The sequence below is a fragment of the Pseudomonas sp. HC1(2025) genome (genome assembly GCF_058742075.1).
In genome coordinates, this window is sequence record NZ_CP196017.1 from 3,457,001 (window position 1) to 3,471,019 (window position 14,019).

13 protein-coding genes are annotated in these 14,019 nt (G+C 62.0%); 6 read left to right on the forward strand and 7 right to left on the reverse strand.

The window, feature by feature from the left end; genetic code table 11:
• Positions 1-7: 7 nt before the first annotated feature.
• Complete coding sequence (locus ACSSVH_RS15440; protein ID WP_492633415.1) at positions 8-1,219, reverse strand: TPM domain-containing protein; 1,212 nt, start codon at positions 1,217-1,219, stop codon at positions 8-10.
• A 132-nt stretch (positions 1,220-1,351) separates the two neighbouring features.
• Between ACSSVH_RS15440 and ACSSVH_RS15445 the strand changes: the two genes are divergently transcribed.
• The gene (locus ACSSVH_RS15445; RefSeq protein ID WP_169957113.1) at positions 1,352-2,167 is read left to right on the forward strand and encodes an alpha/beta fold hydrolase; all 816 of its coding nucleotides are present in this window, start codon (positions 1,352-1,354) and stop codon (positions 2,165-2,167) included.
• Positions 2,157-3,326, forward strand: a complete 1,170-nt coding sequence (locus ACSSVH_RS15450; RefSeq protein ID WP_169957112.1) for a PAS domain-containing sensor histidine kinase — start codon at positions 2,157-2,159, stop codon at positions 3,324-3,326. The genes ACSSVH_RS15445 and ACSSVH_RS15450 overlap by 11 nt, the downstream gene beginning before the upstream one ends.
• Before the next feature lie 8 nt (positions 3,327-3,334).
• Here the strand turns inward: ACSSVH_RS15450 and ACSSVH_RS15455 are convergent, their stop codons facing one another.
• A complete protein-coding gene (locus ACSSVH_RS15455) occupies positions 3,335-3,718 on the reverse strand; it encodes a type 1 fimbrial protein (protein WP_169957110.1) in 384 nt (127 codons plus the stop codon).
• Positions 3,719-3,859: 141 nt separating this feature from the next.
• A complete protein-coding gene (locus ACSSVH_RS15460; RefSeq protein ID WP_492633416.1) occupies positions 3,860-5,425 on the reverse strand; it encodes a L,D-transpeptidase family protein in 1,566 nt (521 codons plus the stop codon).
• 37 nt (positions 5,426-5,462) lie between these two features.
• On the opposite strand from ACSSVH_RS15460, the gene ACSSVH_RS15465 reads away from it, so the two are divergent.
• The 3 genes from ACSSVH_RS15465 to ACSSVH_RS15475 are packed head-to-tail and all read left to right on the forward strand — an operon-like array spanning position 5,463 to position 7,277.
• On the forward strand, positions 5,463-6,161 hold the full coding sequence (locus tag ACSSVH_RS15465; RefSeq protein ID WP_169957108.1) for a murein L,D-transpeptidase catalytic domain family protein: 699 nt from the start codon (positions 5,463-5,465) through the stop codon (positions 6,159-6,161).
• 44 nt (positions 6,162-6,205) lie between these two features.
• Complete coding sequence (locus ACSSVH_RS15470) at positions 6,206-6,955, forward strand: creatininase family protein (RefSeq protein WP_492633417.1); 750 nt, start codon at positions 6,206-6,208, stop codon at positions 6,953-6,955.
• Between the two features lie 46 nt (positions 6,956-7,001).
• Complete coding sequence (locus ACSSVH_RS15475) at positions 7,002-7,277, forward strand: hypothetical protein (protein ID WP_172311797.1); 276 nt, start codon at positions 7,002-7,004, stop codon at positions 7,275-7,277.
• On the opposite strand, the gene yfcF is transcribed toward ACSSVH_RS15475, so the two are convergent.
• Together yfcF and ACSSVH_RS15485 are read right to left on the reverse strand one after the other, a co-directional pair.
• Positions 7,252-7,869, reverse strand: coding sequence for a glutathione transferase (gene yfcF / locus ACSSVH_RS15480; RefSeq protein ID WP_178123881.1), 618 nt, complete (start codon positions 7,867-7,869; stop codon positions 7,252-7,254). The genes ACSSVH_RS15475 and yfcF overlap by 26 nt on opposite strands.
• 124 nt (positions 7,870-7,993) lie before the next feature.
• Positions 7,994-8,539 carry a DUF924 family protein gene (locus tag ACSSVH_RS15485; RefSeq protein ID WP_492633418.1) on the reverse strand — a complete coding sequence of 182 codons (546 nt, stop codon included), beginning with the start codon at positions 8,537-8,539 and terminating at the stop codon, positions 7,994-7,996.
• 132 nt (positions 8,540-8,671) lie between these two features.
• On the opposite strand from ACSSVH_RS15485, the gene ACSSVH_RS15490 reads away from it, so the two are divergent.
• A complete protein-coding gene (locus ACSSVH_RS15490; protein ID WP_492633419.1) occupies positions 8,672-9,829 on the forward strand; it encodes an acetyltransferase domain-containing protein in 1,158 nt (385 codons plus the stop codon).
• Positions 9,830-10,818: 989 nt separating this feature from the next.
• Here ACSSVH_RS15490 and metE read toward each other — a convergent pair.
• Together metE and ACSSVH_RS15500 are read right to left on the reverse strand one after the other, a co-directional pair.
• Positions 10,819-13,107: a 5-methyltetrahydropteroyltriglutamate--homocysteine S-methyltransferase gene (gene metE / locus ACSSVH_RS15495; RefSeq protein ID WP_492633420.1), complete on the reverse strand. Its 2,289-nt coding sequence runs from the start codon at positions 13,105-13,107 to the stop codon at positions 10,819-10,821.
• Between the two features lie 121 nt (positions 13,108-13,228).
• Entirely contained in the window at positions 13,229-13,984 is a 756-nt protein-coding gene (locus ACSSVH_RS15500; protein ID WP_492633421.1) for a M12 family metallopeptidase, read from the reverse strand.
• Between the last annotated feature and the right edge of the window lie 35 nt (positions 13,985-14,019).

A 14,019-nucleotide genomic window follows, 5' to 3' on the forward strand; every position in this document is an offset into this window, starting at 1 on the left:
GCGGGCTTCACCAACTCCCCGAGGCCCCGCCGCCGCCGCTGGAGCCGCCGCCACCGGAAAACCCGCCACCGGAGCTGGAACTGGAACTGGAGCTGGAGCTTGAACGGTCGCTGGAACCGGAGCTCGACCCGCCCGTGCCCTGACCGTAAATGAACAGCGCCGCGAACGAGCTGATGGGCAAGGCGAACAACCAGCCATCAAGGCCAATCTCCAGCAAGTACCCCGCCGCGCCATACACCCCCAGCACCATCAGCGTCTGCACGCAAAACCCCAGGCGGCTGTGGTTCCAGGCGGCTCTCATCACTGCTAGCAGGACCAGGTACAGGCCCAGCACCACCAGCGCGGCCAGCGGCCATGCCAGCCAGTTCATAAAGGACACTTCAGTCAGGTAGTGATCCACCAACCCCAGGCCGACGCTGTAGGCCATCAGCGCCAACACGCAATAAAACACCGCCTTGGCCTGCCACAACGCGCCGAATATCGCTGCGCTGATCGACATGCAAAACGGCAGCGCCAGCACATAGATCGGCCAGGCCTTGCCATTGATCGCGGCCAGTGCCGTCAGCAGCACGGTCAGCACCAGGCCAGCAATCAGGCCACGGCGCCAATGCAGCTTGCCCGAGGCCAGCAGCACCCCGCCGATGGCCCCCAGAATCAGCGCCAGCAACACCGCAGTTTCATCCACTGTTTCAAGGGTCTGGTCCACTGCCGGCAAGTCGCCGCCCTCGACCAGCACGCTCAGGGCGTCCACGGCGCGCTGCACACCGCCAGCGTAATCGCCCTGGCGAAACGCCGGGGTCAGTTGCTCCTCGATAATCCGATGGCTCAACAGGTCTGTGACCAGCCCTTCCAGGCCGTAACCGACCTCGATCCGCGCCTTGCGATCGTCCTTGGCCACCAGCAGCAAGATGCCGTCGTCGATACCCTTGCGTCCCAATTTCCAGGCGCGCAACAGTTGGGTGCTGAACGTCTGGATATCGACGTCGCCCGTACTGGGCAGCAGCATCACGGCGATCTGCGCACCCTTGCGCTGTTCGAGATCAGCAAGCTGCGCGGTCAGGCGCTGCTGCGTCGCGGTATCGAGGGTGTGGGTCAGATCGATCACGCGCTGGTTCAGCGCCACATTCACCAAGGCCGGCGGCACCGTTTGCGCCAAGGCCAGTGCGCTGAACAGCAGGAGCACCAGGCCCCAGGCCGATTGCCGTAAAAACCGCCCCATACTTTGTTACCTGACGTTTCGTCCTGAAAGCGCCGACTTTACCCTATCAGCGCTATATCTAGTGACCCCATGCGGTGGACTCTCTAAACTGACGCGAAAACCTCATAGCAACACGCCACTACGAGCACGCCCATGGACCTTCGCCATCGCAACAACGTCAACATAATGGGCAATGGTTCCTCGACGCTGGTGTTTTCCCATGGTTTTGGCTGCAACCAAGCCATGTGGAATTACCTGCTGCCCCATTTCGTCGAGCGTTTTCGCGTGGTGGTGTATGACCTGGTAGGGGCCGGCCTGTCTGACCCGGCGGCCTACCACAAGGAAAAATATGCGGCCCTGGACGGTTACGCCGCAGATCTGAACGAGATTATCGATGCGTTCGCCAGTGGCCCGGTGATTCTGGTTGGCCATTCGGTCAGCGCAATGATCGGTACCCTGGCCGACCGCGCAGCGCCCGGGCGCATTGCCGCCCATGTGATGATCGGCCCCTCGCCCTGCTATATCGACACCGACGACTACGTGGGCGGGTTCAAGCCCGAAGACATCCAGTCGCTGCTTGACACCCTCGACAGCAACTACCTGGGTTGGTCCAGCGCCATGGCCCCGGTGATCATGGGCGCGCCGGGGCAACCGGCACTCAGTGAAGAGCTGACCAACAGCTTTTGCCGCACCGAGCCCGAGATTGCCAAGCAGTTTGCGCGGGTGACGTTCCTGTCGGACAACCGCGCCGATATCGGCGGCCTCACCACCCCCACATTGATCCTGCAATCGAGCGATGACCTGATCGCCCCGGTCTGCGTGGGCGAGTACCTGCACCGCGTATTGCCCCACAGCACCTATCGCCTGATCGACAATGTGGGCCATTGCCCGCATATGAGCGCGGCACCGGCTTGCGCGGCGGCGATGGAGCACTTCCTGCTGCCATGGACCGTTGCCCATGGCGAGTGAACAGTTGCCCGATCCCCAGGCGCTGTTCGACGGTGCGGCCTGTGCACTGGCGGTCACCGCAGAAGACGGCACGCTGCTGCGGGTAAACCAGTGTTTCAGCGACTGGCTGGGCATGCCGGCGACCGAGCTGCAGGGCCGGCGTTTCCAGGACCTGCTGACCATGGGCGGGCGGATTTTTTACCAGACCCACCTTGCCCCGCTTATGCAGGTGGAAGGCCGCATCACCGAGGTAAAACTGGACCTGCGCCATCGCGATGGCCACACCGTGACCATTTTGCTCAACGCCATCAAGCGCGAATACGCCAACGGTGTGCAGCATGAACTGGCGCTGTTCGGTACCACCGACCGCGACAAGTACGAACGCGAGCTGCTCAACGCCCGCAAGTTGGCCGAAGCCCTGCTGCTGGAGAAGACTGCTGCCGAAACCGCCCTCCAGCACGCCCAGGCCGAGCTCAACCAGGCCTATATCAAGGCGCAGCGGCGGGCGCTGTTTGCCGAGCAAATGGTCGCCATCGTCAGCCATGACCTGAAAAACCCGCTAACCGCGATCAAGATGGCATCCGACTTCCTCGCCCGGGGCGAGCGCACCGCCAAGGAAACCCAGTTGATTGGCCATATCGGCCAGTCATCGGAACGCGCCCAGCGGATGATCGCCGACCTGTTGGACTTCACTCAGGCCCGGGTCGGCGTTGGCATCGGCGTAAGCCCCAACCCGCTGGACCTGCACGACGTGACCCGGCGCGCAGTGGATGAGCTGCGGGTGGCCTTCCCCCGCGCGTGCCTGGTGCATCACACCGTGGGCGCTGCCGATACCTGCCTGGATGGCGACCGTGTGCAGCAAATCATCGGCAACCTGGTGGCCAACAGCGTGGCCTATGGCGACCTGCAACAACCGATCACTATTACCTCGCGACTGGGCCACGACGGGGCCAGCCTCTCGGTGCACAACCATGGGCCGGTGATTGCCGACGCGCTGATGCAGGTGCTGTTTGAGCCCATGACCCGAGGCACCGACCAGGACTGCGACATACGCAGCGTGGGGCTGGGGTTGTTTATCGTGCGGGAAATCGCCAAGGCCCATGGTGGGGATGTGGGCGTCAGCTCACAGGTGGGCAGCGGTACCACGTTCACCGTTTGCTTGCCGCTGACCCACCTGTGAAGGTGCTGTCAGGGGTAATTCAGCGTCACCAGGTAAGCCCCTGAGCGCAACGGCTTGCCCGCCCCATCGTTCAGGCTGTATTGCCGATCGAAGTAACGACCATCGCCGCTGGTTTCGGTCACCAGCTTGACCTTGACGGTTGAGTGGTCCAGCGCACTGACCGTGCGCACCGGCTCGACGCCAGAGGCGCTGATGTCGCCCCCGGGTGCAAACATCGGGCAACCGCGCAGCGCCAACGTCGACCCTGCCCCGCTCCCTGCGGTGCAGGTGGCCTCCACGATACTGCCGCGAAACTGGATAACGCCATGGGCCACGGTGGTTGCTGCTTGGCCACTGGCGCTGACGAGCGCGAAAAACAGGCTGATACCGACTGCCAAACGTTGACTGCTCATATTGAACGCTCCTGGGTATATACCCATCACGTCGGCAAGTCTGGTCAGTTTCTTGAGGGTTTAAGAACTACCTGATGGTTATTTTTTCAAGGATGCCAACGGGGTCTCATATTGAACAGATCCCCGTTCAGGTGGGAGCGCCTACAGGACAGCACCCAACGCCTTCAACAGCACGCCATCACGGCCATAAATATCCGGCGCGTACAGCAACGCGCCCTGGCTATCCACCTGCACTGTCCAATAACCCAGCAACACCGGCACCGGCGTCGCCAGGCGGAACTCATGGGTCAGCCCGGTTGCCAGCAACTCTTCGGTCCGCGCCTTTTCCGCCGGGTTCACCAACAAATCACGCAGCAACATCGGCTGCTCTACCCGCACACACCCCGAGCTGAACGCCCGTGGTCCCTTGCTGAACAGCGGCTGGCTGGGCGTGTCGTGCAGGTACACCGAGAACGGGTTGGGGAAGCGCATGACGATCTTGCCCAGCGGGTTGCGCGGGCCGGCGTCCTGGCGCAGGAGGATGTTGCCAGGGTGCGACCAGTCCACCTGCTCCGGCGACAACGCGCGGCCTTCACTGTCGAGCACCTTGAGGTTCTGTTGGCGCAAGTACTCCGGGTTCAGGCGAATTGCCGGCAACTTGTCCTCGCGCATGATGGTCGGCGGGATCGTCCAGGTGGGGTTGAGGGTCAGGCGCGTGATGCGTGACTTGAGCAACGGCGTTTGCCGCTCGGCGCGGCCGACCTGCAAGCGGGTCTGCCACACGGGCACGCCGCCCTGGTAGACGCTCAACTGTGCGGCTGCGACGTTGACCAGGATGCCGTCCGGTTCCAGGTCCTGGGCCAGCCAGCGAAAGCGTTCGAGATTGACCCGCAACTGCTCGCGGCGCAGCGCCGGGCTGACGTTGAGCTCGGCCACCGTGCCCGGGCCGATTACCCCGTCGGCTTGCAGCGAGTGGCTGGCCTGGAAGCGCTTCACCGCCTCCACCAGTTCATTGCCGTATTGATTGCCCTTGGGCACGCTCGCCAACTGGCCGCCACTGACCAGGCGTCGGGCGAGGGCCGGCACCCGTGAGTCTTCGCCGCCGGGACGCAGCAATGGGCCGTCGGCAATCACACCCCATTGCGCCAAGGGTTGCAGGCGCTGTGTGGCGTAGGCCGTGCGCAGGCTGCGGTACAGCTTTGCGCTGGGCCTGGCCTGGTCGAAGGCGGCTGGCATGTCGGTGAGCCCGGCGGTGGCCAGGGCCAGCACGGCGACGGCCGGGTCTTCGCTCGGCGGCTGGGAATGCCACAACGGCTCGTAATGGGCCTGCTGCAAACGGCCATAGTGCAAGTCATGCAAGGCTTGTAGGTAGTGCTGGCTGGTTTCGAAGTCGCTGCACAATACGTTGCTGGTGGCCGCCACGTCGGCCAGCCGGTAGTGCGCCGGGTCGAGGCCGTCGTCGGCCAGCGACAGTAATTGATCCTGCAACGCCTTTCGGCGTCCGTCCTCCGGCCAGAGGGCGACATTGCCTTGTTGTTGGTAAAAAGCCTGCAACCGCGCCTCGGCAGGTGCATCCAGTTGCGCAGCCAAACCGGGGCAAACGCTCGACAACTGCCCAAGTGCCAGCTGTACTGGGTTTGACGGCTCGACCAGCACTTCATCAGCCGTGGCGACCAATGGTGCTACGAGCAAGCAAAGGCTCAAGTAACATGCGTGTTTTTTGAACAATGGCTTAGCTCCAATCTACGGCGGGGATGCGATATACATGCTCAATATTGACTGCCGACTCGGCCTGATCGCCGTCGCCCTGGCCGCGTTCTGTACGGGTGCCTTCGCAGAGAATGCCAAACCTCATACCTTGTATAGCAGCCTGGCGCGCTCGGCTCCAGAACTCAATCCCGCAGTCCTCAAAAGCGCCCTCAGCGCCATGCAGTGTGCTGTCAACAATGGCCAGGAACGCTCCGAACGCCTGGCCGTGATTGACTATTCGCAGCCTTCGACCGCCCGTCGCCTGTGGATTTTCGATCTGCGGCAAAAAAAGCTGGTGCTGCGCGACCTGGTGGCCCATGGGCAAAAATCCGGGGAAAACTTCGCCACCCAGTTCTCCAACAGCGAAGGCAGCCATCAATCCAGCCTGGGCCTGTTCCGTACCCAGGAAAGCTACCAGGGCACCCACGGCTATTCGTTGCGCATGGATGGCCTGGAACCCGGCTTCAACGACCAGGCCCGCGACCGCGCGATCGTGATCCATGCCGCCGACTACGTCAGCCCCCTGTGGAGCAAGCGTGAAGGCCGCATCGGCCGCAGCCAGGGCTGCCCCGCCGTGCGCCCGCAAGTGGCGCGCCAGGTGGTGGACAAGCTCAAGGATGGGCAGTTCATGTTCTCCTGGTATCCCGACCAGCGCTGGTTGAAATCCTCGGCCTACCTCAATTGCAAGCCGCGCCAGATCGCCAGCGCCGGTTGAGGTAGTATCTGGAGGGCCGAGCCTGACCAGAGAGAGAACCTCAAATGCTTTTGCACCAGTCAACGTGGATCGAGATTGGCCAATTTCTCGACCGCAGCCGTACCGTGGTGATTCCCATCGGTTCCAACGAACAACATGGCCCCACCGGCCTGTTGGGCACCGATTGGATGTGCCCGGAAATCATTGCCCATCAGGCGCAAAAAGACGCTGATATCCTGGTCGGTCCGACCTTCAATATCGGCATGGCCCAGCATCACCTCGGGTTCCCCGGCACCATCTCCCTGCGCCCATCGACGTTTATCGCCGCGATTGGCGACTGGACCCGTTCCCTGGCGGCCCATGGCTTTGAGAAGATCCTGTTTCTCAATGGCCATGGCGGCAATATCGCCACCATTGAAGCGGCCTTTTCCGAGTTGTACGCCGAGGCCAGCTTCGCCCGTCGCCCCGCCGGCTTCGCCTTGAAGCTGTGCAACTGGTGGGACCTGGAAGGCGTTGGCGAACTGGCGCGCGCGCAATTCCCGACGGGGCATGGCACCCATGCCACCCCTTCCGAGATCGCGATTACCCAGTGGGCTTATCCGGACTCAATCAAGACCGCCGACTATTCACCGCAGATCGCGTCCTCCGGCCCGATCCGCGAGGCCCAGGACTTCCGCGCCCGCCACCCGGATGGCCGGATGGGTTCCGACCCGGCCCTGGCAACCCCGGAGAAAGGCGGCGAACTGGTGGCCTTGGCTGCCAAGGGGCTAGTAGCTGCGGTCGAGGCTTTCAGCCGCGAAGCCATGCCAAACTGACGGTTGCGACACAGACACCAATAAAATCTATAAGAAGGACCTATTCATGAAACCCCACCAGAAGACTTTTGATCGCATCCGCAACGCCGTGCTGCCGGAGTTTCGCGAGCGCGTCGCCGACTATTTGGTCGAGTACGAAAACGTCCTGCAGGACCCCGCTGCCGCTACCGACCAAGCCTGCGCCGCCGCCCAGCAACTACGCGGTTACCTGCGCGGCCTGAACACCACCCGGGTGCTTGGCATGGAGGACTGGGAAGACCTCGACCGCCGGGTCGCGCAGGAGTGGCCGCTGGGCGCTACAACGACGGACGTGCCTGGTTGACCCAGGCCTGCACCGATGGCCGCTGCCACTGCCGCTGGGCATACGCCACCAGCCGCGCGGGCACCGGGTCGCCGTTGAGGATCAGCCGGTTGAGCATCACGGCCAGGTCCACATCGGCAATCGACCATTGGCCAAACAGATAGTCATCGCCCTCGGCCAACCACTGCTGCGCCGCCGCAATCAGTTTGTCGGCCGCCACCTGGGCCTGGGTTGATAACGGGCCATATTTGACCGCGCAAAACACCACCAGCGTGGAGCGCTCCTGGCGGATCGGCAGCAAGTCACTGCGCAACCACGCCTGGATCTGCCGCGCCCGCGCGCGTTGGCGCGGTTCCCTCGGATACACCGGCACCTGTGCAAATACATCCTCCAGGTACTCGGTAATCGCCGACGACTCGGACAACGCAAACCCGCCCTGCTCCAGGGTCGGCACACGCTGCGTCACGGACAGCCCGGCAAACACCGGCGCCTGCTGCTCCAACGCGTCCAGGTCGAGGGTGCGCACCTCAAACGGCAGGCCTTTTTCCCGCAGGGTTACAAACACCGACATCGCATACGGGCTGGTGAACTGGGCATCGACATACAAGCGCATCGGCAGGTTCGTCACGGCGGCATCTCCTTGGGTGAGCAGCCACGCTACGAGATGTGTGGCGATAAATACAATGCAGCCTTTTTATAGGGGCATTCCTCGACGGAATACGGCAGGCTCCCACCACCTAGCCGGAAAACCCACCGCCCGTAAGGAACGCCTGCTCCTCCTCGGTCGTCACCCGGCCCAACGCCCCATTGCGATGGGGAAAGCGGCCGAATCGCTGGATGATCTCGGCATGCTCCTTGGCCCAGTGATAGGTGTCGGCATCCAATTGTTTGTTCAGCGCCAGGGAGCGCTGCTGGTCCTCGGGTAGCTCGGAATGCTCAAAGGGCAAGTAGCAGAACGCGCGCAATGCCGGGTCGATCTGGCGGTCCAGTCCCGCGTCGACCATATGCCCGGCGTAGGCCCTGGCCAGTGGATCGGTAGCGAACATATGGGCAGTGCCGCGAAAGGTATTGCGCGGGTATTGATCGAGCAGGATCAGCAGCGCCAGCGCGCCTTCGGCTTCGCTCAGCCAGTGTTCCAGCTCACCCCTGGCCGCCTGGAAGTGGGCCTCATGGAAGCGTGCACCGAATTCGGCATCGAACTGTGGATCTTTCTTGAACCAGCGTGATGGGCCCGCCGCCGTCCAGAATTGCACGACGGTTTTGAAATCAATCGGGGCGCTCATAAGTGACTCCAGGGTCGTTAGGTCTGTGGCCTACCCTAGCATCTGAATGAGCCGATTCCGACTCGGAAATCCACGCTTGCCGCCCAATGTTATAAGATAACCACCCTCCTCTTCTGCTGACGACCTCGCCCCATGACTGACGCTGTTCCTCGCTCACGCCAACGCCTGCTGTCCATCGACGCCCTGCGCGGCCTGGTGATCCTGTTCATGTTGCTCGACCACGTGCGCGAGACGTTCCTGCTGCACCGCCAGGTCAGCGACCCGATGAACATCGACAGCACGGAACCTGCGCTGTTTTTCAGCCGCACCCTGGCCCACTTGTGCGCGCCGGTGTTTGTGTTGCTAACGGGCTTGTCGGCGTTCCTGTACGGCGAGAAATACCAGGGCCGTGGCGATGTCTCGGCGTTTCTGTTCAAGCGCGGGCTGTTCCTGGTGGTGCTGGAATTTACCCTGGTGAACTTCGCCTGGACCTTCCAACTGCCGCCCAGCGTGATCTACATGCAGGTGATCTGGGCTATCGGCGTGAGCATGATCGCCCTCGCCGCACTGGTGTGGCTGCCGCGCCCGCTGCTGATCGGCCTGGCGCTGCTGATCATCGGCGGGCATAACCTGCTCGATGGCCTGCACGTCGCAGCGGGGTCGGCGTGGCACGTTCCCTGGACGATCCTGCATGAGCGCAGTTGGATCGAGGTCGGCGACTCCCTGCGCCTGCGCACGACGTACCCGGTGTTGCCGTGGATCGGGGTGATTGCCCTGGGTTACGGCATCGGCCCGTGGTTTGCCGGCTCGATGACAGCGGCGCGGCGTCAGCGGTACCTGTTACTGACAGGCGTGGCCGCGCTGGTGGGCTTTGTGGCGTTGCGCACGCTCAATGGCTACGGTGAGGCGCCTTGGCAGGTGTACGACAGCCACGTGCAGACGCTGATGAGTTTCTTCAACATCACCAAATATCCGCCTTCCCTGCTATTCCTCGCGCTCACATTGGGGGTGGGGCTGCTGTTGCTGCTGGCGTTCGAACGCGCCGGGCAACGGCGCTGGATCGCCACCCTGTCGGTGTTCGGCGCGGCGCCGATGTTCTTTTATTTGCTGCATTTGTATGTGTTGAAGGTGATGTACGTGCTGGGCGTGGTGCTGTTTGGCTTGAACCAGGGCATGCATTTGGGGTTCGACAGCGTGGGGCCGGTGTGGCTGGTGGCGTTGCTGCTGCCGCTGGCGTTGTACCTGCCAGTGCGCTGGTTTGCCCGGCTGAAGGCGCGGCGGCGGGATATTGCCTGGCTTAAATACCTCTGATCACGTGGGCGCGGGGTTGCTGGCGATGGCGGTGTGTCAGCCGCCAGTAATGCGGACTGGGCTGGCGCTATCGCGGGCAAGCCCGCTCCTACAGGGGATGTTGGCTGGGCACAAAACAAAGGTGGGAGCTGGCTTGCCGGCGATGGCGGTGTGTCAGCCGCCAGCAATGCTGACTGGGCTGGCGCTATCGCGGGCAAGCCCGCTCCTACAGGGGATGTTGGCTGGGCACAAACCAAAGGTGGGAGCTGGCTTGCCGGCGATGGCGGTGTGTCAGCCGCCAGCAATGTTGGCTGGGCTGGCGCTATCGCGGGCAAGCCCGCTCCTACAGGGGATGTTGGCTGGGCACAAAACAAAGGTGGGAGCTGGCTTGCCGGCGATGGCGGTGTATCAGCTGTCAGAAATGTTGGCTGGGCTGGCACTATCGCGGGCAAGCCCGCGCCTACAGGGGATATTGGCTGGGCACAAAACAAAGGTGGGGGCTGGCTTGCTGGCGATGGCGGTGTATCAGCTGTCAGCAATGTTGGCTGGGCTGGCGCTATCGCGGGCAAGCCCGCTCCTACAGGGGATATTGGCTGGGCACAAAACAAAGGTGGGGGCTGGCTTGCTGGCGATGGCGGTGTATCAGCTGTCAGCAATGTTGGCTGGGCTGGCGCTATCGCGGGCAAGCCCGCTCCTACAGGGGATATTGGCTGGGCACAAAACAAAGGTGGGAGCTGGCTTGCCGGCGATGGCGGTGTATCAGCTGTCAGCAGTGCTGGCTGGGCTGGCGCTATCGCGGGCAAGCCTGCTCCTACAGGGGATGTTGGCTGGGCACAAAACAAAGGTGGGAGCTGGCTTGCCGGCGATGGCGGTGTATCAGCCGTCAGAAATGTTGGCTGGGCTGGCGCTATCGCGGGCAAGCCCGCTCCTACAGGGGATGTTGGCTGGGCACAAGATCGGCGCCGCGCCACATAAGCCCGCTTGCACAATGGGATTTGTGTCAGCAGCAGTTACGCCAGTTCAGCCCGCAATTGCCGGGCGGCCGCCACCATGTGGATCAACGCCGCTTCAGTTTCCGGCCAGCCGCGGGTCTTCAGGCCGCAGTCGGGGTTGACCCACAGCCGTTCGGCCGGGATGCGCCGGGCGGCCTTGCGCAGCAGGTTGGCCATTTCCGAGGCGTCGGGCACCCGTGGCGAGTGGATGTCATAGACGCCCGGGCCGATATCATTGGGGTAGGCGAAGGCTTCGAACGCGTCCAGCAGTTCCATATCCGAACGCGAGGTCTCGATGGTGATCACATCGGCATCCATCGCCGCGATGGACTCGATCACATCGTTGAATTCGCTGTAGCACATATGGGTATGGATCTGGGTTTCGTCACGCACGCCGCAGGCACACAGGCGGAAGGCTTCGGTGGCCCAGTCCAGGTAGTGTTGCCACTGGGCCCGGCGCAGGGGCAAGCCTTCGCGAAAGGCCGCTTCATCGATCTGCACGATCTTGATGCCCGCCGCTTCCAGGTCCAGCACTTCATCGCGGATCGCCAGGGCCAGTTGCCGAGCCTGCACTTCGCGGCTCACGTCTTCGCGGGGGAAGGACCACATCAACATGGTCACCGGGCCGGTCAGCATGCCCTTCATGACCTTGTCGGTCAGGCCTTGGGCGTAGCGGATCCACTCCACCGTCATGGCTTTCGGGCGGCTCAGGTCGCCGAAGATCACCGCAGGTTTCACGCAGCGCGAACCGTAGCTCTGCACCCAGCCAAAGCGGGTGAACACATAGCCATCCAACTGTTCGGCAAAGTACTCGACCATGTCGTTACGCTCGGCCTCACCGTGCACCAGCACGTCCAGGCCAAGGTTCTCCTGCACTTCTACGGCGTGCTTGATCTCGCTGTGCATCGCCTCGACGTATTCGGCTTCGCTCAACTTGCCGGCCTTGAACGACTGGCGCGCCAGGCGGATCGACGCGGTCTGCGGGAACGAGCCAATGGTGGTGGTCGGCAATAGCGGCAGGTCGAGGCCGGCGCGCTGCTTGGCGATGCGCTGGGTAAACAGCGACTGGCGCTGGCTGTCCTTGGCAGTGATGGCCGCAACACGGGCCTGGACCGCCGGCTTGTGGATCCTCGGCGAGGCCGCCCGGGCGGCCTGCACGGCACGGCTTTCGGCCAGGGCCGCAACCACCTTCGCCGCTTCTGGCTGGTTGATGGCCTGGGTCAGCACGGCCACTTCTGCACATTTTTGCACGGCGAAAGCCAGCCAGTTTTTCAATTCGGCGTCGAGCTTGTCTTCACGCCTCAGATCCACCGGGCTGTGCAGCAGCGAGCAAGACGGCGCAACCCACAAGCGCTCACCCAGGCGTTCATGGGCGTGCTGCAAGGTGGCCAGGGCATTTTCCAGGTCGCAGCGCCAGACGTTGCGCCCATTGACCACCCCTAACGACAACACTTTATAGGCCGGCAGGCGGTCGAGAATGGTCGGGTACTGTTCCGGCGCACGCACCAGGTCAATGTGCAGGCCATCAACCGGCAAGTTGGCCGCCAGGCCGAGGTTTTCTTCCAGGCCGCCAAAATAGGTGGCCACCAGTTTTTTCAGGGGGTCACGCTGGATCAGGTTGTAGGCGCGCTCAAACGCGTTTTTCCAGTCCTGGGGCAAATCCAGTACCAGGATCGGCTCGTCGATCTGCACCCATTCAACGCCCAGGTCCGCCAGGCGCTGGAAGATCTGGCCGTACAGCGGCAGCAGACGGTCGAGCAGATCAAGCTTGTCGAAATCGCTGCCCTTGGCCTTGCCCAGCCACAGGTAAGTCAACGGCCCGATCACCACCGGCTTGACGGTGTGCCCCAGGTCGCAGGCTTCCTGGACTTCTTCGAACAACTGATCCCAGCCCAGGTGGAACTGCTGGTCAGCGCTCAATTCTGGCACCAGGTAGTGGTAGTTGGTGTCGAACCACTTGGTCATTTCCTGGGCGTGGGCGCCGCCGCAGCAGCTGTCGCTGACACCACGGGCCATGCCGAACAGGGTCTGCAACGTGGCTTTGCCGTCGGCCGGGCGGAACCGCTCGGGGATCACGCCGAACATCAGCGAGTGGGTCAGCACCTGGTCGTACCAGGCAAAATCCCCCGCCGGCAACAGCTCGATGCCAGCCTGTTTCTGCAAATCCCAGTGGGTCTTGCGCAACTCACGGCCGACCGCACGCAGGCCGGCTTCGTCCAGTTCGCCCTTCCAAAACGCTTCCTGCGCTTTTTTCAGTTCACGATCGCGTCCAATGCGCGGAAATCCAAGGGAATGAGCGACTGCCATGACAATAAACTCCAATGTGTTGGTATGGGAGCCATTGTCGGCAGCGCGTAATAGTGAGACAAACTCATTTTATTCTAGGCAATCACGAAATCTACTCATGATCAAAACACCCCGGGCCTTCTCAAGCACCCTTGTGCAGGTGCCGATAGTCCCACCAACTGGACGTGGCGGTTTTTTTCTTGACCACAGGTGGGTAGAGCGAGCGGACAAAGTTGATGTCGCCTTCAGATAGCTCGTTGTTGTCCTTGATGGCTTTTCCATCATTGAGCCAGGATGAAGCAAAACCATAATGCATGATGGATTTGCGATCGTACTCAGACGAAACCACATTGGAAACCAATGGCTTGAAGTTGTGCTTTACCTCTTTCGCCCCACCTTTACCTATGTAGGCTTTATTAACTACGGACCAATTAATATCTAGATTATTGTGTTCGTGCTGGTGTTCATGTTGCAGCCCCAAAACATGACCGAACTCATGCTGGATCGTACCGGCGTTATACGCATTGAGCCCTCCCTGGAAGCCAATGACCGTCGTAGGCTTGTAGGCCGGTACATTGAGCGATCGGATCCCCAGGTACGAATGCCCACCCGACAGATCATTGTCTGCGGCAATCCGGATATCCCCGTCGGAGTCATCCGTAAACTCAAAAGTCAGGTTGACGTGGGGTGCCCATTTATTGATGTTGGTTTTTGTAAACTCCTCTTGCTCGGGGGTCATGCCCAGCAGGGAAATTTTTATGACCGACTGTTGTGGCCATAACGCCGAAGTTGTCGCCACCCCGCGCTTTGGTCTGGATGGGGCCGCGACCTCGGCGCTATCAAGCAGCGACGGGTTCGGTGTATGGGCAGTTAAGTGAGCGTTCAGATTGACAGTCAACGTTGTATCCCCGCAGCGATGTAATTTCCTATTGC